At 66.9% G+C, this 21,243-nt stretch carries 23 protein-coding genes, 1 tRNA gene and 1 pseudogene; 16 read left to right on the top strand and 9 right to left on the bottom strand.

Annotated features, from left to right (window positions below):
• The first annotated feature begins 19 nt into the window (after positions 1 to 19).
• Genes ACQEVC_RS08015 through ACQEVC_RS08000 form a run of 4 tightly spaced genes read left to right on the top strand, consistent with a single transcriptional unit; the run spans position 20 to position 4,148 of the window.
• Positions 20 to 571 carry a (2Fe-2S)-binding protein gene (locus ACQEVC_RS08015; RefSeq protein ID WP_432874630.1) on the top strand — a complete coding sequence of 184 codons (552 nt, stop codon included), beginning with the start codon at positions 20 to 22 and terminating at the stop codon, positions 569 to 571.
• Entirely contained in the window at positions 511 to 1,557 is a 1,047-nt protein-coding gene (locus ACQEVC_RS08010) for an FAD binding domain-containing protein (RefSeq protein WP_432874629.1), read from the top strand. The genes ACQEVC_RS08015 and ACQEVC_RS08010 overlap by 61 nt, the downstream gene beginning before the upstream one ends.
• Entirely contained in the window at positions 1,554 to 3,686 is a 2,133-nt protein-coding gene (locus tag ACQEVC_RS08005; RefSeq protein WP_432874626.1) for a xanthine dehydrogenase family protein molybdopterin-binding subunit, read from the top strand. The genes ACQEVC_RS08010 and ACQEVC_RS08005 overlap by 4 nt, the downstream gene beginning before the upstream one ends.
• A gap of 36 nt (positions 3,687 to 3,722) precedes the next feature.
• Positions 3,723 to 4,148 carry an aldo/keto reductase gene (locus ACQEVC_RS08000; protein WP_432874623.1) on the top strand — a complete coding sequence of 142 codons (426 nt, stop codon included), beginning with the start codon at positions 3,723 to 3,725 and terminating at the stop codon, positions 4,146 to 4,148.
• Here the strand turns inward: ACQEVC_RS08000 and ACQEVC_RS07995 are convergent.
• A complete protein-coding gene (locus tag ACQEVC_RS07995) occupies positions 4,145 to 4,459 on the bottom strand; it encodes a peptidoglycan-binding domain-containing protein (RefSeq protein WP_432874620.1) in 315 nt (104 codons plus the stop codon). The two genes, ACQEVC_RS08000 and ACQEVC_RS07995, sit on opposite strands and share 4 nt — an antisense overlap.
• A gap of 650 nt (positions 4,460 to 5,109) precedes the next feature.
• On the opposite strand from ACQEVC_RS07995, the pseudogene ACQEVC_RS07990 reads away from it, so the two are divergent.
• Positions 5,110 to 5,877, top strand: a pseudogene (locus ACQEVC_RS07990) (low temperature requirement protein A); the annotation flags it as partial.
• A 48-nt stretch (positions 5,878 to 5,925) separates the two neighbouring features.
• Here ACQEVC_RS07990 and ACQEVC_RS07985 read toward each other — a convergent pair.
• Positions 5,926 to 6,375, bottom strand: a complete 450-nt coding sequence (locus ACQEVC_RS07985; RefSeq protein WP_432874618.1) for a low temperature requirement protein A — start codon at positions 6,373 to 6,375, stop codon at positions 5,926 to 5,928.
• Between the two features lie 141 nt (positions 6,376 to 6,516).
• The gene (locus ACQEVC_RS07980) at positions 6,517 to 7,116 is read right to left on the bottom strand and encodes a TetR/AcrR family transcriptional regulator (RefSeq protein ID WP_432874615.1); all 600 of its coding nucleotides are present in this window, start codon (positions 7,114 to 7,116) and stop codon (positions 6,517 to 6,519) included.
• Positions 7,117 to 7,144: 28 nt separating this feature from the next.
• Here ACQEVC_RS07980 and ACQEVC_RS07975 point away from each other — a divergent pair, with 28 nt between their 5' ends.
• Positions 7,145 to 7,612, top strand: a complete 468-nt coding sequence (locus ACQEVC_RS07975; RefSeq protein WP_432874612.1) for a DUF1772 domain-containing protein — start codon at positions 7,145 to 7,147, stop codon at positions 7,610 to 7,612.
• Positions 7,613 to 7,696: 84 nt separating this feature from the next.
• Here ACQEVC_RS07975 and ACQEVC_RS07970 read toward each other — a convergent pair.
• Positions 7,697 to 8,589 (bottom strand): IS5 family transposase gene (locus ACQEVC_RS07970; protein WP_432874609.1). Its coding sequence is split into 2 segments (ribosomal slippage): positions 7,697 to 8,229 and positions 8,229 to 8,589, totalling 894 coding nucleotides; the frame shifts between segments, so codons are not numbered across the junction.
• Positions 8,590 to 9,017: 428 nt separating this feature from the next.
• Complete coding sequence (locus ACQEVC_RS07965) at positions 9,018 to 9,611, bottom strand: SRPBCC family protein (protein ID WP_432874607.1); 594 nt, start codon at positions 9,609 to 9,611, stop codon at positions 9,018 to 9,020.
• 173 nt (positions 9,612 to 9,784) lie between these two features.
• Between ACQEVC_RS07965 and ACQEVC_RS07960 the strand changes: the two genes are divergently transcribed.
• The 4 genes from ACQEVC_RS07960 (at position 9,785) to ACQEVC_RS07945 (ending at position 13,784) form a co-directional block, all read left to right on the top strand.
• A complete protein-coding gene (locus tag ACQEVC_RS07960) occupies positions 9,785 to 10,330 on the top strand; it encodes a TetR/AcrR family transcriptional regulator (RefSeq protein ID WP_432874604.1) in 546 nt (181 codons plus the stop codon).
• 545 nt (positions 10,331 to 10,875) lie between these two features.
• Positions 10,876 to 11,775, top strand: a complete 900-nt coding sequence (locus ACQEVC_RS07955; RefSeq protein ID WP_432874601.1) for an ABC transporter ATP-binding protein — start codon at positions 10,876 to 10,878, stop codon at positions 11,773 to 11,775.
• Positions 11,772 to 12,569 (top strand): ABC transporter permease subunit, encoded by a 798-nt coding sequence (locus ACQEVC_RS07950; protein ID WP_432874598.1) that lies wholly within the window; start codon positions 11,772 to 11,774, stop codon positions 12,567 to 12,569. Before ACQEVC_RS07955 ends, ACQEVC_RS07950 begins: the two co-directional genes overlap by 4 nt.
• A gap of 87 nt (positions 12,570 to 12,656) precedes the next feature.
• Positions 12,657 to 13,784, top strand: a complete 1,128-nt coding sequence (locus ACQEVC_RS07945; protein WP_432874595.1) for a PucR family transcriptional regulator — start codon at positions 12,657 to 12,659, stop codon at positions 13,782 to 13,784.
• A 4-nt stretch (positions 13,785 to 13,788) separates the two neighbouring features.
• Here ACQEVC_RS07945 and ACQEVC_RS07940 read toward each other — a convergent pair whose 3' ends face one another.
• Positions 13,789 to 14,001 (bottom strand): hypothetical protein, encoded by a 213-nt coding sequence (locus tag ACQEVC_RS07940; RefSeq protein ID WP_432874593.1) that lies wholly within the window; start codon positions 13,999 to 14,001, stop codon positions 13,789 to 13,791.
• 106 nt (positions 14,002 to 14,107) lie between these two features.
• On the opposite strand from ACQEVC_RS07940, the gene ACQEVC_RS07935 reads away from it, so the two are divergent.
• The 4 genes from ACQEVC_RS07935 (at position 14,108) to ACQEVC_RS07920 (ending at position 18,246) form a co-directional block, all read left to right on the top strand.
• Complete coding sequence (locus tag ACQEVC_RS07935) at positions 14,108 to 15,388, top strand: IS256 family transposase (RefSeq protein ID WP_432874591.1); 1,281 nt, start codon at positions 14,108 to 14,110, stop codon at positions 15,386 to 15,388.
• Entirely contained in the window at positions 15,357 to 16,790 is a 1,434-nt protein-coding gene (locus ACQEVC_RS07930) for a polymorphic toxin-type HINT domain-containing protein (RefSeq protein ID WP_432874588.1), read from the top strand. The genes ACQEVC_RS07935 and ACQEVC_RS07930 overlap by 32 nt, the downstream gene beginning before the upstream one ends.
• Positions 16,787 to 17,284 carry an SMI1/KNR4 family protein gene (locus tag ACQEVC_RS07925; protein WP_432874586.1) on the top strand — a complete coding sequence of 166 codons (498 nt, stop codon included), beginning with the start codon at positions 16,787 to 16,789 and terminating at the stop codon, positions 17,282 to 17,284. Before ACQEVC_RS07930 ends, ACQEVC_RS07925 begins: the two co-directional genes overlap by 4 nt.
• A gap of 716 nt (positions 17,285 to 18,000) precedes the next feature.
• Positions 18,001 to 18,246 (top strand): hypothetical protein, encoded by a 246-nt coding sequence (locus ACQEVC_RS07920; protein WP_432874583.1) that lies wholly within the window; start codon positions 18,001 to 18,003, stop codon positions 18,244 to 18,246.
• On the opposite strand, the gene ACQEVC_RS07915 is transcribed toward ACQEVC_RS07920, so the two are convergent.
• The gene (locus ACQEVC_RS07915) at positions 18,241 to 18,864 is read right to left on the bottom strand and encodes a transposase (protein ID WP_432874580.1); all 624 of its coding nucleotides are present in this window, start codon (positions 18,862 to 18,864) and stop codon (positions 18,241 to 18,243) included. The two genes, ACQEVC_RS07920 and ACQEVC_RS07915, sit on opposite strands and share 6 nt — an antisense overlap.
• The gene (locus tag ACQEVC_RS07910) at positions 18,828 to 19,319 is read right to left on the bottom strand and encodes a winged helix-turn-helix domain-containing protein (protein ID WP_432874577.1); all 492 of its coding nucleotides are present in this window, start codon (positions 19,317 to 19,319) and stop codon (positions 18,828 to 18,830) included. Before ACQEVC_RS07910 ends, ACQEVC_RS07915 begins: the two co-directional genes overlap by 37 nt.
• Positions 19,320 to 19,360: 41 nt before the next feature.
• On the opposite strand from ACQEVC_RS07910, the gene ACQEVC_RS07905 reads away from it, so the two are divergent.
• Positions 19,361 to 19,660 carry a hypothetical protein gene (locus ACQEVC_RS07905; RefSeq protein ID WP_432874574.1) on the top strand — a complete coding sequence of 100 codons (300 nt, stop codon included), beginning with the start codon at positions 19,361 to 19,363 and terminating at the stop codon, positions 19,658 to 19,660.
• Positions 19,661 to 19,822: 162 nt separating this feature from the next.
• Here ACQEVC_RS07905 and ACQEVC_RS07900 read toward each other — a convergent pair whose 3' ends face one another.
• Positions 19,823 to 20,392, bottom strand: coding sequence for a dihydrofolate reductase family protein (locus ACQEVC_RS07900; RefSeq protein WP_432874572.1), 570 nt, complete (start codon positions 20,390 to 20,392; stop codon positions 19,823 to 19,825).
• Positions 20,393 to 21,029: 637 nt separating this feature from the next.
• Here ACQEVC_RS07900 and ACQEVC_RS07895 point away from each other — a divergent pair.
• A tRNA-OTHER gene (locus ACQEVC_RS07895) sits at positions 21,030 to 21,109 on the top strand.
• Positions 21,110 to 21,243: the final 134 nt, after the last annotated feature.

Here is a 21,243-nt window from a genome sequence, read left to right as displayed (position 1 = left end):
TCTTGTCGGAGGTCGTCGAGTGTCGTCGGGTACGGAAGTCGAAGTCACCCTCCGTGTGGACGGGACTCCGTGTCGGCTGGCCGTGGATGTACGCACCACGCTGCTCGACGCGTTGCGGGAGCGGTTGGGCAACACCAGTGCCAAGAAGGGGTGCGACCACGGGCAGTGCGGTGCGTGCACCGTGCTGCTGGACGGCCGGCGGGTCAACAGTTGCCTCGCGCTCGCGGTGGCGCACGATGGCGCCGAGGTTGTGACGGCGGCCGGGCTGGCGCCGGACGGTGAGCTGCACCCGTTGCAGCGCGCCTTCATCCGCCACGATGCCTTCCAGTGCGGCTACTGCACACCGGGCCAGATCGTTTCGGCGGTCGCCATGCTGGCCGAGGTTGAGGCTGGCTGGCCGAGTGCGGTGACCATGGGTGAACCTGCCGGCGTGGGCAGTGGCGGGGGCGACGGCCCGATCGTGGGGACGTTGACGGACGACGAGGTTCGTGAGCGGATGAGCGGCAACCTGTGTCGCTGCGCCGCGTACGCCAATATTGTGCCGGCGGTCCAGGAAGTGGCCCGGCGATGAGGACCTTCCGCTACGAGCGCGCCGAGAGTGTGTCCGGGGCTGTGGCACTACTCGCCGAGGCGCCGCAGGGGGCCTTCCTCGGCGGGGGGACCAACCTGGTGGACCTGATGAAGCTCGACGTGGCCCGGCCGGACCTGCTGGTCGATGTACGGCGGCTGGTCTCGGACCGGATCGAGGAACTGCCTGACGGCGGTGTACGCATCGGCGCCGGTACTTCCAACAGCGAGTGTGCCGCCGACCCGCTGGTCCGCCAGCGTTATCCGATGGTTTCTCAGGCCCTGCTGTCCGGTGCCTCCGGTCAACTGCGCAATCTCGCCACCACTGCCGGGAATCTGTTGCAGCGCACCCGCTGCCCGTACTTCCAGAACGTCACCACGGCGTGCAACAAACGCGAACCGGGAACCGGCTGCTCCGCCATCGAGGGGCATCACCGCGACCTGGCCGTCCTCGGCACCTCACCGGAGTGCGTCGCGACCCACCCGTCGGACCTCGCCGTCGCGCTGGCCGCGCTGGATGCGACGGTCCGTACCGACGGGCCGGGCGGGGAACGGGTTGTTCCCATGACTGAACTCCACCGGCTGCCCGGGCCGGAACCGCAGCGGGACACCGTACTTCAGCACGGTGAGTTGATCACCGCGATCGACCTGCCGCCGCTGCCGTTCGCCGCACGCTCGCACTTCCGTAAGGTCCGGGACCGGGCGTCGTACGCGTTCGCGTTGGTCGCGGTGGCCGCCGCGCTCGACCTGGCGGATGGGGTGGTGCGTGACGTGCGGATCGCGCTGGGCGGGGTGGCGCACAAGCCGTGGCGAGCGTATCGAGCCGAGGAACTGTTGCGCGGCGGACCGGCCGACGAGGAACTGTTCCGCCAGGCTGCCGAGGCCGAGTTCGCCGACGCCCGGCCGTTAACCGGCAATGCTTTCAAGGTCCCGTTGGCCCGCAACACCATGGTGGCTACTCTGCTGGATCTGGCCGGGGGGCCGCGATGACCGCCACCACCCCGGCCATCGGCCAGGCGCTGGACAGGTTCGACGGCGTTGAAAAGGTGCGCGGCCTGGCTCCGTACGCCTTCGAGCACCCGGTGGAACACCCGGCGTACCTGTTCGCGGTGCAGAGTACCGTCGCGGTCGGTCGGATCACCGCGATCGACTGCAGCCAGGCGAGCGCCCAGCCGGGGGTGCTGGCCGTGCTCACGTACCAGAACGCTCCTCGGCTCAGCACGGACGACGCTGAGCTGTGCATCCTGCAATCCGACGACGTCGCCTTCCGCGGCCAGATCGTCGGCGGGGTGATCGCGGAGACCTCGGAGATCGCCCGGGACGCTGCCGGCATGGTCCGGGTGGACTACGAGGAGCGACCGCACAACCTCGACCTACGGGGCGAGGTGCCGGGTCACCGGGAGAGACTCACGGTACCGGACGAGGTGCTGCCGATCTTCCCGATGGACACCTCCCAAGGAGACGTCGATGCCGCGCTGGCCTCGGCGGCGGTACAGGTGGACCAGCATTACTGCACCCCCTGGTACACCCACAACGCGCTGGAACCGCACACCACGATCGCCTGCTGGACCGACGACGGCTTGACCCTCCACCTATCGACCCAAGCGGTCACCAGGATCCAGGCGGCGGTCGCGGGTGCGTTCCAGCTCCGGCCCGAGCGGGTTCGGGTGATCTCGCCACACGTCGGTGGCGCATTCGGGTCGAAGGTCTATCCGCGGGCCGATGTCGTGCTCGCCGCGATGGCCGCCCGGTTCGTCTCGGGTCGACCGGTGAAGTTCGCCCTGACCCGGCAGCAGACCTTCGCCCAGACCGGCTACCGGCCGCCGACGTTCCAGCGGGTACGACTGGGTGCCGACAGCGACGGGCGGCTGGTCGCGATCGAACACGACTCGATCGAGCAGACCTCAAAGGTCAGGCAGTTCGCCGAGCACAGCACCAGAGCCACCCCGAGCCTGTACGCCGCGCCGAACCGGCGTACCCAGCAGTGGGTGGCCGAGGTGGACGTACCGACACCGACGATCATGCGGGCGCCGGGAGAGGCGTCCGGCATGTTCGCGCTCGAGTCGGCGATGGACGAGCTGGCCATCGCGTGCGGCCTGGACCCGATCGAGCTGCGTATCCGCAACGAGCCGCAGGTGCACCCTTACTTCCAGCTACCGTTCTCCAGCCGGAACCTGGTCGCCTGCCTTCGGGAGGGTGCCCGCCGATTCGGTTGGGAGCCGCGCGACCCGACCCCGCGGGCCCGTCGAGACGGGGGCTGGCTGGTCGGCACCGGGGTGGCCGCGGCAACGTACCCCGTGCTCCGGTTGCCCGGGTCGAAGGCGACCATCCGCGTCGGCCCGGACGGCCGGTACACCGTGCTGATCGCCGCCGTGGACATCGGAACCGGCACCCGGACCGCGCTGACCCAGGTCGCCGCCGACGCCCTGCAGGTCGACATCGAGCAGGTCGACCTGCGACTCGGTGACAGCACATACCCGCCGGGGGCCGAGGAGGGAGCATCGGCGGGAATCACCAGCTGGGGCGCGACGATGCACGCGGCCGCCGACCAGCTACGCCAGCGGCTGAGCACCGAGCACGGCGGGACGGTGCCGGCCGACGGGCTGGAGGTCACCGCCGACACACCGGACAACCCCTACCTCAAGCAGTACGCGATGCACAGTTTCGGCGCGCAGTTCGCCGAGGTACGGGTACACGAGCGAACCGGCGAGATACGAGTACCCCGACAACTGGGCGTATTCGCGTGCGGCCGGATCGTCAACCCGAAGACCGCCCGCTCACAACTGCTCGGGGGAATGACCTGGGGCCTGTCCATGGCCCTGCACGAACAGACCGTGCTCGATCTCCGGTTCGGTCACGTCGTCAACCACGACCTCGCCCAGTACCACATCAGCAGCAACGCCGACGTCGGCGCCATCGAGGTGCACTGGATCGAGGAGGACGACCCCTACGTCAACCCGATGCGGACCAAGGGCGTCGGTGAGATCGGCATCGTCGGTGCAGCAGCGGCGATCGCGAACGCCGTCTACCACGCCACCGGCGTCCGCATCCGAGACCTACCGATCACCCTGGACAAACTCCTCCCAGTCAACAGGCCCGTTCCAGAAGTTGGCGGATAGCCATTCGTCGATCGTGACGATGTACAGGAAGGCCCGGTGGCGCACAGCTTCCGCGGCTTCAGCCCGCGCTTCCAGGGCGACAGCCTGCTCGCGAACCTGGGCCTGGTCGAGGCGCTGCAGACGATCGCCGACGCGCGCAGCGTCACCGTCGCGCAGGTCGCCATCGCCTGGGTACTCAGCTGCGGCGACGGCATCGTCCCCCTGGTCGGGGCCCGCCGCCCGGACCGGCTGGCCGAGTCGCTGGGCGCGCTCAACCTGACGCTGACCGACGACGACCTCGCCGCGATCGACCTGGCGGTACCGGCCGGCGCCGCCGCCGGTGAGCGGTACGGGCCCCGGCAATGGCGGAGCTGGACAGCGAACGGTAAGGAGAGGCGCCTGCTGGTTGCCGAGCCGCCGATCGCGTTGTTGCAGGCGTGGCTCCGCAAGGCGCCGGTCAAGGTAGTTGGCTGGTCACCCTAGGCGTGCCGCATGGCCTGGAGCTCCCACATGCTGACCAGCGCGTTGGCCCGCGCCGTTGCGGCCGAGACCGCACCGCCGGACCAGTCGGAGTTGCAGTCGTTAAGCTCGGCGTAGTTGAAGTTCACCGGGGTGCAGTCGCTGTTCTGCAGGGCGTAGATCTTGTCGAACACCGCCGGGCCGGCAACCCCGTTGTTGTCGAGGTTGTAGGCGTTCTTGAACCGCTGTACTGCGGCTGCGGTGGCCAGCCCGAAGGCGCCGTCGATGGCCAGTATCCCGCCCAGGCCGGGGTAGCCGGAGACCCGGATCTGCAACTGGCGGACGTCCTCACCGGAATTCCTGCCGAAGCGTCCGTCCCCGGCTGTATCAGCCGTCGGCGTGCGCGGGCGCTGCGGTCGTCACGGTGGCGACGAGGGTCGCCCCGACCGCCAGGGTGAGCGTAGCGACGGATTGGGGCATGTCTGAAACACGGTTCCTCCAAACCGGGGGAATCCGTGCCGACCAGCACCTCTCGATACCTTCATGAAAGATCCTCCAGAACTCAGTGGCCGGTAACGCCGTCACGAGCGGCCTCCGCTGCCGGCCGTTGCCCGGCGCCAACGTCGATGAGGCCCGTACGAAATCGGGGAGCGAACTGGAGACCGATTGTTCCGATTTCGATTTACGTCGTGGGGTTCGTCGTCGCCATGGCGGTCAGCCACGCGTCGGCCAAGGCAGGGCAAAATCCGATCCAGATCTTCGAGCCGAAGGGCTCCGGGTTTCCGTAGCTTTCGCGAACGGCGATGGCCGTGTGTTGTGGCCCGTCGCACTGGCTGTCTGCTCGTACGAGGGCAGCCGGAAGATCGTGGCGGGTTCAACTCTGAGGCGGAGGAACGCCGCCGACGCAAATGAGCGGATCTCACGGCAGACCGAGGTAATGGCAAAGAAGATGGGGATATGAGACGGATCGTCCGATCCCCGGCCCATCCTGACCGATGAGACACACCGGGTCACTTCGTTTGAGATCTTTTTCGACCTCGTGTTCATCTTCGCCCTCACCCAGATCCTGTCGTACATGGCGAAGCCGGCACCCACGCCGCTCAACTTGACGCAGGGGCTCATCCTCCTGCTACTGCTCTGGATGGCCTGGACGACCTACACCTGGCTGGCCAACCAGGTCCGCGCCGACATCGGACTGATCCCCGCCGGCACGGTCGTAGCGATGGCGGCCATCTTCGTGGCCGCCCTGGTGATACGCGATGCCTGGCGGCACGGCCCGGGGATCCTGGACGCACCCCTGATCCTCGCCTTGGCCTACATCGTGCTACGCGGACTGGACATCGCCCTCTATTTCCATGCCGCGAAGGGCGACCGGCAAATGCGTACCACCCTGCGCATCTTCATGATCACCGCGGTCCTCGCCTGGACACCCCTCGTCCTCGGCGCCATGTTCGGCGGCACCGCGCAGACCCTGCTCTGGGCAGGCGCCTTCGTGATCGACTTCAGCGGTGGTTTCGTCGCCTCGGCGGTCAGCGGGTGGCGACTACGCAGCGCCAGCCACTTCACCGAACGGCATGGTCTGGTGCTGATCATCGCGCTCGGCGAGTCCCTGTTCTCCACGGGAGTGGGGGCCAGGTCGGCGGTAACGCATGGGCCGGTTCTGCTGGCCGCGTTGCTCGCATTCACCGTGGCGGTCTGCCTGTGGTGGCTCTATTTCAAGAACGCCGCGCTCATCGCCGGCCGGGCACTGGCGGAGCTGAGTGAATCAGAGCGGGGCCGGAGCTACTCAGAAGGGACCCGGTCACAACTGCTGGTCGCTTACCTCGGGACTCTGCTCGGTCCGGCGTGTCCACTCGTAGCCGACGAGTGTGACGAGGAAGGCGGTGAGGAGCCCGAGCGCGGCCAGTGCGGGCATGAACCGGGCGGAGGGTAGTAGTAACAGGGCCGCGCAGACGGCGACGATCTGCGTCCGCGGAACGGACCGGACGGCGAGTCGGAGGAACAGGATTCGGCCGGCGAGGTAGACGGCGACCCCGCCGTATAGGGCGACGAGAACGATCCAGTCCAACGGCTGCTGGGCGGCCCGCCCGGTTCGGTGGTGGGCCAGGTGGTCGATGACCTGTCCCATGCCGAGCGAGCTGTAGATAACCCCGGCGATCAGGAAAAAATGCGCCAGGCTGTACGCGTTGCTGGCCACTATTGGCAGGCGTCTGTCTTGCACCCGGTCGAGATCGTCGTCGACGCAGCCCATTCGCGGTGGCCAGTGGCGCGACCACCGTCAGGTCGTCAACGCGATCTGCTGGATCAAGCGCACCGGGTCGGCCGCTGCGCGACCTGCCCGAACGCGTTTTCCCGGCGAGAAGGAACCATCTCGCTGGCGGCGACACTCGTGTTACCTGCCGCCGGGATTGCAGACGGCTTCTTCAACGGCCCGTTGCAGCAGTTGGGCCGCCGTGATTTCGGCCAGCCCGGCGTTGAGCAAGTCGGTGATGACGTCCGGTCGGGTGAGTGCGCCCAGCAGCGTGGTGGCCTCGACGGTGCTGAGGTCGGGGCGTAATTGCCGCTGCTTGGCTAAGGAATCGATGATTCTCGCCGCGTGTGCGGCGCGGCCGTTTCGTGTCCGCCAGCGCTCGGCAAGCGCGGAATCGGTTTCCATGATCCGGTCGAGCGTGCGGATCGCGGGTCCGATCTGGCTAGCGTGCCACACCGCGACGTCGATGAACAGGCCGAGCATCCTCCGAGCGGATTCTGCCTGCGCGACCTGGTCCAGCCGTTCGGGCAGGCCGATTGTGGCATTTGCCCAGTCCGCAACCGCGACCAGCAGCTCATCTCGGCTGTCGAAGTGCAGGTAGACCGCCTGGCGTGACAGCCCTGCCCTCGCTGCGATCATGCCCATCGACGGCTCGGCCTGTTCGCGCAGGATGTGCAGTGCCGCGGCAAGGATCCGCGTGCGGGAATCGGGCAAGTCGGGCACCGAACCGTCACTTGACATACTGTCAAGCTGCCATAGCCTTGACAGCATGTCAAGTGCCCTGTGTGCTGTCTTCGCGCTCGCCGCGTTATGCCAATCCGCGATCCTGGGAGCAGGGATGTTCGACGCGGTCGTCCATTCCCCGAACTGGAGGCAGGCCGAGTCGCTGCTGGCCTACCGGAAACTGTTCCGGTCCCGCCATCCCGGTCACTTCTTCCAGGTGACGGCACCGGCCACGATCGTCCTGCTGGTGACGGCGCTGATCCTGAGCCTGCTCAACGACGTGAGTTGGGTGTACGCGGTGGTCGCGCTCGCGTCGCTGGTGGCCACCGCTGTGTTCACGCTCATCTACTTCGTCCCCCGTAACCGGATGCTGTTTTTCGAACCCGTGGAGGATCAACCCGGCAAGCGCACCCGCGAGATTGTGCGCCAGTGGGAACGCGCCAACGTCGTACGTCTGCTGATCCTGTTCACCGGGGCCGCGGCGAGCCTGTTCGCGCTGACTGCGCTCTGCTGAAAGGACCAGCCAGCAGCTGACCTCGAAGTCGTCGCCCCTGGCTGCACCGAGCTGCTTCCACGGTTCCAGGTGCGAGGGGAAGCCCTAGGTCCTCTCTCGCGGATCAACTCTGTCGGGTACAGCGCGTAGCCAGTCGCGGGCTTCGACGAGGTCGAGGGTGGCTTGGTAGTGACTGGCCAGCTTGTCGAAGCGGGTGGCCAGTCCGCGCCAGTGTTTGCGCCGGTTGAACCCGCGCTCTACCTGGTTGCGTTTGCGGTAGGTGGCGCGGTCGAAGTTCGGTGGTCTGCCACCGTTGCGGCCGCGCCGCTTCCGGTTGGCGATCTGGTCGTTGGGCTCGGGGATGACTGTGGTGATGTCCCGTGAACGCAGCAGCGCCCGGTTGGCCCGCGATGAATACGCCTTGTCGCCGGTCAACGAGTCCGGGCGTTTACGCGGTCGACCGATGCCGCCCGGTCGCGGCACCGCGATCTGATCGAGCAGGGCCGCCAGTTGGCGGGTGTCGGCGGCCTGACCCGGGGTGATTCGGGTGGCCAGGGACCGGCCGCGTCCGTCAGACAGGGTATGGAGCTTGGTGGTCAACCCGCCGCGCGAGCGTCCGATGCTTTGGCGTGCCCGCGATTCGTCGCGGTCGAGCCCCCTTTACGGGCACCTGCGGCGTGTTGGTGCACCCACACGATCGTCGCGTCGATCTGGGCGTCCCAGTCGATGTCACCGTCGGCCTCGGCCAGAGCAATGACCTGCTTCTTCAGCTCGGCCCAGGTGCCGTCGGCGGCCCAGCGCCGGAACCGCTGGTAGGCGGTCTTCCACGGCCCGTACCGTTCAGGCAGGTCCCGCCACGGCGACCCGGTGCGCTTGATCCAGCAGATCGCGTTGACGACCTGACGGTGGTCGCGCCACTGGCCACCGCGAGCGGGCTGCGCCGGCAGCAACGGTTCCAGCACAGCCCACTCGGCGTTGTTCAGGTCTCCACGGGCCATACCTGTCTAACGAACACGATTCATGATCCGCGAGACAGAACCTAGTACTGCAACGGCAGTGTCAGGGGTAGCTGTGTCGTCGGTAGCGGCAGAGGCCGGGACCGAGGACCTTCGACAACCGCTCCCCGCAGACGGCTCTCGAAGGTCTGATGGACCTGACGCTCGCGCAAGTCGCCCGGCGCATGGGCATCAGTGATGAGTCCGTGCGCCGGGCGGTGCTCGCGGAGGGCGGTCAGATACGCCCGAAGGGTCGTCGGCCTCGGGTTACGTTGTGACGGGCCTGGTGGGTCGTGGCGGTCAGGAGCGTCAAGAGCTCGGGTGAGTCTTGGACGGGTCCCTTGCCCTGTACTGCGGCGTAGATGGTTACGCCAGGAGGTGTGTGCGGAGAGAATGCCTACCTGGTTCAGCGTGGGCGTGGCGGCCGAGGCTCAGGTGGTGGCCTCTGCGTGGTCCCGGAGCCCGGCAAGCGTCGCCCGCATCATGGGTGTCATCGTCGAGTCGAGGAACGACTGAACCATGCCGGACAGGATCGGCGTTGTGGGGAGGAACGAGTACGTCCAGCTCAACCGCGTACCACCGGCTTCGGGTTCGTAGCGGAACTCCGCGACGGCGTGCTGCACGGCAATACGCTGCACGCTCGTGAATCCCCAGATCTGGTATCGGAAGACATCCGGCTCGTCGGCGAGCACCTCCTCGACGAGGTAGTGCCCGTCCTCGAAGCGCACCCAGCGACGGTCTCCGACTCGCTCGCCGGGCGTCCACTCGCCGACCAGCGGCTGGGTCGTGTCGACCGCCGGGAAGCCGTTGTCGAACTGCACGATGTCCTCCAGCGACAGATTCGGGTCGTTGCCGGAGGACCACACCTGCTCGGGCGGCGCGTCGACGTGAACGGAGTGCGTGACGCTCACGTAGCCGTCATCGACCAGAGCGGGGCGCTCGCCGGAGTAGTCGGGCGGCTCTCCGGGCGGAACGGTCAGCCGCCAGGCCACGACGCCGAGCGCGGCGATGGTGGCGGCGCCCACGATGCCGAGGCGGGTGAGGATGCGGCGAGCGCGAGGACGGCGCGAAGTAGGTTCGCTGGCCATACGACTCCCTCAGGTTGACGTTGTCAACCAGACTGAGCCCGGGGGTTGACTTTGTCAACCCGTCGGGCTCGCAGGTAGACCTCGTCAACCGCGCGGCTAGCATGGCTCGGATGGCCGGGTCCACGCGTGATGCGATCGTCGATGCCGCCACGGCACTGCTCGATGAGGGCGGCCCTGCGGCGGTAACGCTGCGCGAGGTCGGACGCCGCGCAGGAGTCTCGCACAATGCCCCGTACAAGCACTTCGCCGACAAGGAAACGCTGCTCGCCGCGGTGGCCGCCCGTGAACTCCACGCCTACGCGGCCCTCCTCACCACGGACAGCGAAGGAGGTATCGCGGCGGCGCTCACCGCCTACCTCAACCGAGCCTTGCGGCATCCGGCCCGATTCCGGCTGGTGTTCGGACCATGGACCAGCGACGACGCCCAGCTCGGCGATGCCGCCGATACCGCCCACGACGCACTGCTGGGCGCCGTGACCGCCAGTCAGCGCACAGGCGAGCTTCCCGCCGGCGACCCGATCGCGCTCGCCGAGCTGCTCCGCGCGACCAGTCACGGAGCCATCGAACTCGCGCTCGGCGGACACCTCGCGAAGAACGGCTCTACGACAACACCCGCCGATCTCGTGAGCAGACTGCTCGCGCTCCTGGCACCATGACCCAGCCAACCACACTCGCCCCCTCTTCAGCGGTACAGGGCGAGGCCAGGTCATTTGCGGCACGGAGACGCACAATGCCCGGCGGCTGGTCCGCGCCCCAGGCGGGACTGTCCGATTAAGGGCACTGGTGCCCCGGTGGTAGCACATGGTAGCGGCATCGCTCGTGCACCGTGAGCCCTGATGGCCAGGGTATTCGGGTGGAGGATCCCTGGGCGGGGGACTGCGCCGAAGATCAGCCGTCCCCATTTGCCCAGATCAAACCAGCTTGGCTCGCACTGCCGACCGCACGCCTGTCCACTACTGTGTGCGACCACCGGAAATGCGCCAGAGCCGAATGTGAGACAGAGCCGCTCCTGGCACAGTCCCTCGACAGTGGGTGTTGCCGAAGTTCGGCAACGAACGGCCCTTGCATCTGTCATGACATCGATCTGGAAAGTCGCGGGGGTGGGGGTGAGGCTTGCCGGCATGGTTGAGTTCCGCCGCGCGCCCGCCAAGGCCGACGGGTCACTGTTCCGCGCTGCTCCCGCCGAGGGAGGGGGTGTGTCATGACATCGGTGATCGAGACCCAGGGTTTGACGAAGTTCTACGGCAGTCGCCGTGGATTGGAAGATCTCGATCTTCAGGTCCAGCAGGGTGAGGTGTTCGGCTATCTCGGCCCGAACGGGGCCGGGAAGACGACCACGATCAGGCTGCTGCTGGACTTCATCCGTCCCACCCGGGGCACCGCCACGGTGCTCGGCGCCGTCCCCCGGCACGGCGTCGACACCCGCCGCCGGATCGGTTACCTCCCCGGCGAGCTTTCGTTCGAGGGACGGGAACGGGCGGCCGAGCTGCTGCGATTCTTCGCCGACACCCGTGGCGGCGTATCCGCCCGCCGCATCGCAGAGCTGGCGGAGCGGCTGGAACTGGACCTGTCCCGCAGGATCCGCAGCCTGTCGAAGGGCAACAAGCAGAAGGTCGGCCTGGTGCAGGCGTTCATGCACGAGCCGGAGCTGCTGATCCTCGACGAGCCGACCACCGGCCTGGACCCGCTGATGCAGCAGGAGTTCCTGGAAATGGTCCGCGAGGTCCGGGCGAACGGGCAGACGGTGTTCATGTCCTCACACGTGCTCGCCGAGGTGCAGACGGCGGCCGACCGGGTCGGTATCGTCCGCGCCGGCCGGCTGGTCGCCGTCGAACGGGTCGAATCGCTGGGCAAGCGAGCCGTCCGCCAGGTCGAGGTGCACTTCGCCGACCGGCCGGAGGCGGCCGACTTCACCGGCCTGCCGGGCGTCACCGACGTCAGCGTGGAAGGACCGGTGCTGCGCTGCACCGTCGACGGGCAACTCGACCCGCTGATCAAGGCACTCGGCCGGTACACCGTCGTCGACCTGATCAGCGCCGAACCCGACCTGGAGGAGACCTTCCTCAGCTACTACCACCAGTCCGAGGAGACGACGTCGTGATCCCCAGCCTGATCCGCAAATCCCTGCGTGACTACCGGAGAGCGGTGGCCGGGTGGATGACCGGCGTCGGCGTCTTCGTCACCATCTACGTCTCCTCCTGGTCGCAGTTCAAAGGCGACCCGGCGGCCGCCGAGTCCGCTGCCGAGCGCATCCCGGAGGGGATGCAGACCGCGCTGGGGTTCCAGGACCTGTCCAGCGGCGCCGGCTACCTGCAGGCCGTCATCTACACCGTGTTCGTACCACTACTGCTGATCATGGCCGCGATCGTGTTCGGCACCCGCGCAATCGCCGGGCCCGAGGACGCCGGGGTGCTCGACCTGCTGCTGGCCAACCCGATCAGCCGCCGCCAGTTCGTGCTGCAACGCTTCGCCGTCCTCACCGCTGCCGTGGTCGCCGTCGGCGCAGTCGCCTGGCTGCTGGTCCTCGCCCTCGCCGCCGCGTTGGACATGAACGTCGGCGTCAGCAGGATCAGCGCCGCCTCCCTCGGCCTGCTGCTCGTCGGGCTCTGCTTCGGCACCCTCGCCCTGACCGTCAGCGCGTTCGTCGGACGCCGTCCCGTCGTGCTGGCCACCACCGGCAGCGTCGCTCTGGCCACGTACCTCCTGCACACCCTCGGCAACCAGTTCGACGCCATCCGCCCGCTGCGTTGGCTGTCACCGTTTCACTACTACCTCGGCGCCGACCCGCTCCACACCGGCTTCCACGTCGGCTACCTCCTCGTCCTGGCCGGCATCATCGCCGTCCTTGTCGGGGTGGCCGACGCGGCGTTCGAGCGACGCGATCTCGCTGTCTGACGTCTCGTCCGGTGCCGCCGGTCGCTCGGCGGCACGGGACGAAGGGAAACCGCCCGTGACCATACAGTTCTCGCCGTGGAGCCAACTGTGAGTGACGAGCCGTCAAGCCCGATAGCCGACGTCGGCACGCTCGGCGTGCCAGCCGAACTGCTCCGCGGCTACCTCGACGCCGTCGCCACCGCCGCGGCGACCGGGCGACGCCCGCAGCGCGCCGACCTCGACAACTGCCGGCGCCAGGGAGAGCGAGCCGCCGACCTCAACATCACCCTGCGCACCCTCACCGCCGGCTACCTGCACGCCGCTGAGACCATCCTGCCCACCCTGCCCGGCCTCGCCGACGCACCGACCCCCAGCGCTGCCCGCGCCGCCGCCACCGCCGTCTGGACGGCGGCCCGACGCCTCCTCGACGCCGCCGCGGAAGGACACGAACGCTCGCACCTGCACGCCGCCCGCCGGGACCACACCGCCCGCCGCGAGTTCATCGACGATCTGCTCTACGGCCACGGCCACCCCGGCCGGCTCGCCGAACGCGCCCACCGCTTCGCCGTCCAACTCGCCGGCCGGCACCAGGTCATCGTCGCCCGCACGCCTACACCGTTCGCCGACCCGGTGCTCGAGCGCGTTGAGGCGGGACTCGCCGCCCGATTCGGCAGCCGGAACACACTGATCACCAGCCACGACGGTCTGCTGATCTGCATCACCCCGGCCGCGCTTCGCGGCACCACCGGCGAAGTCGCCCACCACCTCCTCATCGCCCTCGGCACCGACAACCGTTGGCAGATCGGGGTCGGCCGCCCCCACCCCGGACCAAGCGGCATCCAACAGTCCTACGAAGAAGCCCGCGACACCCTGCAACTCGCCGACCGGCTCGGCCTCACCACCCCCGTCCTACGCGCCGCAGACCTGCTCGTCTTCCCCGTCCTGCTCCGCGACCGCGCCGCCATCACCGACCTCGTCCACACCGTCCTCGCGCCACTGACCGAAGCCCGCGGCGGCGCCGGACCGATCCTCGACACCCTCACCACCTTCTTCGCCTGCCACGGCAACACCACCGCCACCGCCCGCCACCTACACATCAGCGCCCGCACCGTCGCCTACCGACTCGACCGGGTCCGCCACCTCACCGGGTACGACCCCGACGACCCCACCCAACGCTTCACCCTGCAAGCCGCCGTCCTCGGCGCCCGCCTACTCAACTGGCCCACCGAACCGTAAACCCCTACCGGAACCAGGCGTTCGCCGACGGAACCGCCAGCAGGACGATCACGAGCGCCGAGCCGACCGTCACCAGGGCGAAACGCGTGATGACCAGTGGGCGCAGCAGCCTCGGGAAGGCCCTCCGAGCCGCCTCGATGAACGCCTCGACGTCGATGCCCCGCACCGCGTCACCCGACTTCTCGAACGCGGGCGCGACGTAGCGGACCGAAAACACCTGAGCGGCGGTGGTGAGGGGACTGTGCCGCGGGCGGTGTTTTCGGCCCGACACGCCGGGCTGAGGTCCGGCGGGATGGGCACTGTGAGTGATGACATCGGACGTTGTGAGTCCACAGAAGAAGGTCGATGATCCGGGGCGGCGGTTGACGCCGGAGCAGGCCGCTGCGGCGGCGATGGTGGCCGAGGCCAAGGCGCGGGGGTTGGAGCTGACCGGCCCGAACGGGTTGTTGAAGCTGTTTACTAAGAATGTTCTCGAGACGGCGCTGAACGAGGAGATGACCGAGCACCTCGGTCATGAGAAGAACAAGGCCGAGCCGGGACGCGAGTCGACGAATGTGCGTAACGGCAGCCGAGGCAAGACGGTGCTCTCGGACGCTGCCGGCGAGGTGCGGATTGATGTGCCCCGGGATCGGGAAGGAACGTTCGAGCCACGGATCGTCAAGAAACGGCAGCGCCGGCTCACCGAAGTCGACGAGATCGTGCTGTCGCTGTACGCGAAAGGCATGACGACCGGCGAGATCTCCGCGCATTTCGCGGAGATTTACGGCGCGTCGGTGTCGAAAGAGACAATCTCCCGGATCACCGACAAGGTCGTCGCCGAAATGACCGAATGGTCGGCACGGCCTCTGGACGCGGTGTACGTTGCGGTGTTCATCGACGCCATCGTGGTCAAGGTTCGAGACGGCCAGGTCGCCAACCGGCCGGTCTACGCGGCCATCGGGGTCACTGTGGACGGCCGCAAGGACGTCCTGGGCCTGTGGGCCGGCACGGGCGACGAGGGTGCGAAGTTCTGGATGAGTGTCCTGGTCGATCTGAAGAACCGCGGCATACGAGATGTGTTCTTCGTCGTCTGCGACGGGCTGAAAGGACTGCCCGACACGATCGAGGCAGTGTGGCCGCAGGCGATCGTGCAAACATGCATTATTCACCTGGTTCGCAACACGTTTCGGCTGACGTCCCGCGCCGACGCCGACGGGATCAAGCGGGACATCAAACCGATCTACACCGCACCGAACGCCGACGCCGCCCTGGCAGCCCTGGACGACCTGGAGGAGAAATGGGGCAGTAAGTACCGGGCGATGATCCGGCTCTGGCGGAACGCGTGGAACGAGTTCATTCCGTTCCTCGACTACGACACCGAAATCAGGAGGGTGCTCTGTTCGACCAACGCCATCGAATCGCTGAACGCCCGCTACCGTCGAGCGGTTCGCGCGCGCGGGCACTTCCCGACCGAGCAGGCCGCGTTGAAGTGCCTGTACCTTGTGACCCGTAGCCTGGACCCCACCGGGACCGGTCGCACCCGATGGACGATGCGCTGGAAGCCAGTAATCAACGCCTTCGCCATCACATTCGGTGACCGCTGGCCGGACGCCGAGACCTACTAACCAAAGATGCCGAAACCACCGTTCGCGTTACGGACCCGGGCTCCCTCCTCTCGACCCGGGCGGCGGCCAGGCCTGCGACAACGGCCACTGCTCGCCCAGCTGGGGGGCTGACGTCGGCCAGTCAACGGGCGGCTCTACCGGATCCGGCGGAACAGCCAACCAAGGCTCAGGCAGCATCTCCGGAGCCGACCGCAACATCGAAGAGGTACTAGAGCGCAACAAGCAACTGTTCCTGGAAACCTTCAGCGAAGACAACCCCTACTGCCAGGCCCCCGGTATGGCGTCACGCTGCGCAACCGCCCGCAACCAGGTGAAGGCCGGATACGACCCGTACAGCGAGTGGGTCAGGTTGATATGCGGTGACATCAACACCAACTGCCTGAACCAACTCGGCTACAGGTGGAACTGCGGCTTGTCCCCTTGTCCGGCCCTACTCATCGAAGGCGGCGAGATCCTGGCCGCCGTTGCCGGTGGCGTCGAGGCCATGGGAGGCCGCGGCCTCGTCGGAGGACTGAAATCCCTCCCCGGAGGAGCCGCCCTCCTCGCCCGACTGAAAGCCCTCGCAGGGCAGGGCAAGGGGGCGATCGGAGACGTAGACGCCTTCGGCTACAAGGCCGCCAACGCCTTCTGCAGTTTCAGCGGCGACACCCGAGTCCTCATGGCAGACGGCAGCACCAAACCAATAAGTGAAATCAGGCCAGGAGACAAGGTTGTCGCGACCGACCCAGAAACCGGCGAGCAAGGTGCCCGGGAGGTCACGCGGGTCTGGGTACACAAAGACATCACCGTACGCCTTGACGTTGAAGGCGGCAGCTTAACCACCACCGAAGACCATCCCTTCTGGAACCACACTGACCAGAGCTGGCAACGAGCGGACGCCCTCGACCCTGGCGACCAGCTGCTGGCGGCGGACGGAACCCTCGCTGTAATCGGACCGATGGTCAATCGCGACAGGACCGAGACCGTCTATAACCTCACCGTCGCTGCCATACACACGTACTATGTGCTCGCCGGCAAACACCGGTGCTGGTGCACAATTGTGGTGGTTCGGTTCAAGGGCATCCGTCGACGTGTGCATGCGCGACGGGAGGCGTGCCGCAGGTCCGCAACGGGGCATTGGCGGGAAGCACGCATCCGGTCACTGGTATCCCATTCGACAGGCACGGTTTCCCCGATTTCTCGTCCGTGCGGCATCCATCTGTGCCGGATGTTCGGATCACGCTTTCGGGTAATCGTTCGACTGATGAAGCCCTCGCCAATCGGGCGGCTGGGCTCTCCAGTACGCCGTCTGGGTACACTTGGCATCATCATCAAGACAAGGGGCTCATGCAGCTCATCGATCGAGCCGTTCACGCAAAGACTGGGCACACCGGTGGCTTCAAGTAGCGGGTGGATGTTATGAACATTATTTTCGAGGAAGACGACTTCTACACTGGCCCACAACTGGAGGCTCCGATGGTTCAGCGGGCCGAGTATCTCCTGGGTGTGCGGCTTCCTCCGGCCTACATCGACCTGCTGTACCGCAGAAACGGCGGGGTTCCAAGGAGCCGGTGCTGCCCGACTGAATTCGGGACCACCTGGGCACCCGACCACATTCAGATCAGTGCAATTCGTGGAATCGGTGGAGAGTGGGGAATCGAAACAAACTCCGGTCTCGGAAGTGCTGACATGATTGCTGAGTGGGGCTACCCAGATGTCGGCGTTGTCATTTGTGATATGCCCTCGGCTGGTCATGATGCGGTTATGCTTGACTACTCTGAATCTGGACCTCAAGGCGAGCCCGCCGTCATATACATCGATGAGGACCGCATCCCTCGGCGAATTGCCGACTCTTTTGTTGAGTTCCTGGAGCTCCTAGTAGCATGTGACCGTTTTGCTGAGAAGAGTGGCGAATAGCGCCCGGGTTGGGCGGCAAGATTGGACGGTATTGCGTCGCTGGCTCGCTCTTGTGTTGGCGTGGAACCGATCGCAGTTCGTGACGGCGAGGTGCCGATGGGCCCTACTCTGCCCGGGTTGCCGTCACGGTTGCCGTCAAGTGCCGGCATTGCATGTAGATGCGTCGACGAAAGGACGATCGCCGAGATCGACAGGTGGGCAGGGCGTTCGGTGGCGTGCCGCGTAGCGGGTGCGGCGTCGATCCCCCGAACCACCCACTCCAAGCGTCAGGTCCAGGGATCGTCCCGGCCACGGGGTGGAATCATCCCAGCTTTGGCTGGCGGCCCGGTGTTGCTGGGCGTGCGGAGCCGTAAGCCGTAGCGCGTGCGCGCGGCCCGGCTCTGCCGGGCCGTACTTGATCCCGTAGAGCAGTTGACGCCATGCTGCGGGAACGGCAGTGTCCTGTCCCGGTAGATGCTTTACACCTGCGTCCCAGTTGATGCTTGACATGATCCCGAGTTGGTTCGTTGATCGCGTGTTGTTTGCGGGCATCGCGTGGTCAGGGGGCCGGGATTGGCGCTGGTTGGGTTGTCCGTGGTGGAGCAGGGCTCTGTCAAACGAACGGCTCTGGCTCACATTCGGTGGTAACGGTCGGTAGCGGCGCCGCCGAGCCGTGCTCGCGAGCCTCCGGCGCTGACTCTTCAAGGCTGGTCGGCTTCGAGGGAGAAGACTCAACCATGATCCGCAGGAAGCTTTATGTCGTTTCGTCCAATTTGGTCACGATCGTCGCTCCCGCGAGCGATACGCTACACGCTGCTACCACCGAATGTGAGCCAGAGCCGATCTTTTTACAGTCCCACCTCCTCGAAGACGCCGCGATCGGCGAAACCCGACGCCGTCGCGAAAAGCGTATGGGCCGCATCGTCCGTGGATTCCTCGACGACTACAAGCGGTTGAAAGTCCGGGGTCTGTTTCGGTCATAGCGGTTCCGGTTCGAGGTTGAGTCCGGTCTGGGTGAGGAAGCCGGGGATCAGGTCGGGTCGGTACTGAACGCGCTTGAGCCGGTTGCGGATGATCGCGGCGAGGTGATCCACGCCGTCGACGGTGAGGTTGCCCAGGCTGGCCTTTATCGTTGACCACAGGCCCTCGACGGGGTTGGGGTCGGGTGCGTACGCGGGTAGCTGGACCACGGTCAGCCACCGGTGGCGGGTGGCGGTGAGTTGGCGCATCGCCGTGCTGGTGTGGGTGTTGACTCCGTCCCAGATCAGGATGATCGGGGCGTGGAGCCGGTGGTGCGCGGCGGTGATCAGGGTGGCGTAGTCGTCCTCGGACAGGCTGCGGCGCTCGCCCCTACGGTTGCGGTGAACACGCAGGCGGTAGAAGACGTGGCCGCGCTGGCCGGGCTTGTAGGCGATCAGTCCGGCGATCGAGACCCGGCCCGAGCCCTTGCCCGACACCCGCGCGATGGGAGTGTGTCCACGACGGGCCCAGGTACGGGCCCTGGGCGGGCGCAGGGTCTGTCCGGCCTCGTCCTCGAAGACGATCCACGCTCCGGTCGCCGCCGCTAGCCTCGTACCTTGGCCCAGGTGGTGGCCCGCCATTCGGCGATCGCGTCCTCATCCCGCTGGACGGCCCGGTGTGTGGGTACCTGCGGGGTGTAGCCCATGCGGTGCAGCAGGTAGGACACGCCGCGCAGGGTGTAGGAGACGTGGAACAGCCGGCCGATCAGGGTGGCGACCCGGGCCAGGGTCCAGCGTTGGTCCTCGGTCCAGCCGTGCGCGGCCGGGTCGAGGTCCAACTCGGCGCGTAGCCGCAGAACCTGATCCGGCGAGAGTCGGGAGACGTTTCCACCCGGCCCGGTCGAGGCCAGGGCGGTCATCCCACCCGCACGCCAACGACGCCGCCACTGGTAGACCGACTTCGTCGACACCCGCAACCGGGCCGCGACCTGCGTCACTGGCACATCGACGGCGAACAACCGCGCGGCCTGCATCCGTACCTGTTCCCGCTTGGCCCGTCCCGCAGCGGACAGGCCACCACTATCGGCGTACCTCACACCCCAGGTATAGATCGACACCGACCGGACGTCCATAGTGGTTGATCACAGGCGATCGACCGGACCAGACCCCAACCATTCACCCGCTGTACCGCGACGGGGCAAGTCGCACGGTCGCTGACAGCCGCCTGCGCGAGATCGAGAGCAGCCTCGATGACTCCGCCGCCCACGACGACCTCAGAATCAAGATCGCAGCGTTACGGCGAGATTTCTCACTCCGGACCGACCCGACCAGGACCATCATCGACTTCCCGACCTTCCGGCAACGGCTCGAAGACCTCACTCGTCAGGAACGTCTCGCGAACCAGGACCCCGACGTCAACGTCGGCCCCGGCTACTAGTGCCACGTCAGGCAACGTCTGCCCTGTCCGCTACCGGCACCTCGGGGCGATGTCCCCTGTCGATATGCCCGCGCGTTCGGGGGCACGGCCAGCGCGGAGCAACGCGACCCCGAGCCGTCGTTCCGTCGCGAGGCAGCGGCCAACGTGCCAGGACAAATCACGTCAAGCCGGAGCTCGCGTGGGTCGGTATCGCAGGGCGATCGCCCCCGACCGGAACGCATGGCGGTCCACGAGCACGAGCTGGATGCGCTCGCGTAGACCGGCGAGCAACGTCGGCCCGTGTCCGGCAAGGACCGGCTGCACAAGGAACTCGTACTCGTCGATCAGTCCCAGATCTGCCAACGCCAGGGGGAGCGTCACGCCGCCCACCCACAAGCCCTCGCCTGGCTCCTGCTTGAGCAGCTGAACCGCTTGCCCCAAGTCGCCTCGCACCAGCTCGGCATTCCAATCGACCCCGCTCAGCGTGCTCGACACGACGTACTTCTTCGCCCGGTCGATGGTCTCGGCGAACGGGATCTGCCACTCATTCATCCAGTCAGGCCACGTGCCCGTGGCCGGCTTCCGCCACGCCAACTCCATCATCTCGTAGGTCACCCGGCCGAACAGCAGGGCATCGGCTCGTTCCATCTCAGCGGTCCAGTGGCGCATCGACTCCTCGTCCGGCGGGAGCCCTGCCTCGTGGTGGCAGCAGCCGTCGAGCGTGACGTTGATCGAGTATCGAAGTGGTCTCATCTCGTTGCTCTCCCTTGATGCGCGCCCCGCGTTCACCGGTCCATACTTAGACCACTGCCGGCGCCATTTCTCATCGGCGCCCCGATCGCACCTACTCAACACCGTCGTGATGCGAACCAGACCGCAGACCGAGCGCGGGACCGATTCGGCGCTCGGGGCGTTCAGGTTCGCAACCGGACGGCGCCCATAACGCTCGACTTCGATGCACAGTGCCACGCCGCCCTACCGCCGGCTCAGGGTCAACGACGAACGTCGCAAACGTTGCCTGACGCGGCACTAGTAGGCCCCGTTGGCGGCGACGAGTATTGATCCGCGGCTACGGATGGCGGTCAGCGGCGCGTCAGCCATAGGGCGCCCGCCCGGATGAGGGGTGCCGGCGTGAGTCGCACTGGTCGATAAGCAGGGCGGATAGGCACGTTGGCCACTCGAACGTGGCCGATCGGGCTACACGTCGGCAAGGAACGGGTGTTCCGGGGACCAGGTGGTGCTCCGTGGGTGCTCGGACGTCGGGGAACTGGCACGGACGTACCGGGATGCGGCCGGATTCAAGGCTGAAACGAGGGCGTCTAACGGATCGAGGTGCGCGGATACGTGGGGCCGTAGGGGCATGGACCTGCGGGGACGCGGCGGGACGCTGGCTGCCTGAACTGGATTCGGCCGGACAGATTTTCTGATCTACGGATCAGAAGGTTAGGGGTTCGAATCCCTTCGGGCGCGCCTTCATGAACAGGGAAGATAGCCAATCGGCTATCTTTCCTGGGGCAATGTGAGTCACGTGTGAGTCACGCTTGTGACCCACGTACAAGGCTCGGTGTAGCCCCGCTGAGCTGGTCGATCCCACCAGCGAGCAG

It is taken from the genome of Plantactinospora sp. CA-294935 (assembly GCF_050936445.1).
Classification (GTDB): Bacteria; Actinomycetota; Actinomycetes; order Mycobacteriales; family Micromonosporaceae; genus Plantactinospora.
This window is presented reverse-complemented; position numbering and strand designations above follow the sequence as displayed.

Bases quoted from the DNA above. Each gene is read 5' to 3' on its own strand.
- ACQEVC_RS07980 (WP_432874615.1), bottom strand. From the start codon at position 7,116: ATGTCAAGTGACGGTTCGGTGCCCGACTTGCCCGATTCCCGCACGCGG.
- ACQEVC_RS07920 (WP_432874583.1), top strand. From the start codon at position 18,001: ATGATCCGCAGGAAGCTTTATGTCGTTTCGTCCAATTTGGTCACGATC.
- ACQEVC_RS07915 (WP_432874580.1), bottom strand. From the start codon at position 18,864: ATGGCGGGCCACCACCTGGGCCAAGGTACGAGGCTAGCGGCGGCGACC.
- ACQEVC_RS08005 (WP_432874626.1), top strand. From the start codon at position 1,554: ATGACCGCCACCACCCCGGCCATCGGCCAGGCGCTGGACAGGTTCGAC.
- ACQEVC_RS07955 (WP_432874601.1), top strand. From the start codon at position 10,876: ATGACATCGGTGATCGAGACCCAGGGTTTGACGAAGTTCTACGGCAGT.
- ACQEVC_RS07975 (WP_432874612.1), top strand. From the start codon at position 7,145: ATGTCAAGTGCCCTGTGTGCTGTCTTCGCGCTCGCCGCGTTATGCCAA.
- ACQEVC_RS07925 (WP_432874586.1), top strand. From the start codon at position 16,787: ATGAACATTATTTTCGAGGAAGACGACTTCTACACTGGCCCACAACTG.
- ACQEVC_RS07985 (WP_432874618.1), bottom strand. From the start codon at position 6,375: ATGGGCTGCGTCGACGACGATCTCGACCGGGTGCAAGACAGACGCCTG.
- ACQEVC_RS07960 (WP_432874604.1), top strand. From the start codon at position 9,785: ATGGCCGGGTCCACGCGTGATGCGATCGTCGATGCCGCCACGGCACTG.
- ACQEVC_RS07900 (WP_432874572.1), bottom strand. From the start codon at position 20,392: ATGAGACCACTTCGATACTCGATCAACGTCACGCTCGACGGCTGCTGC.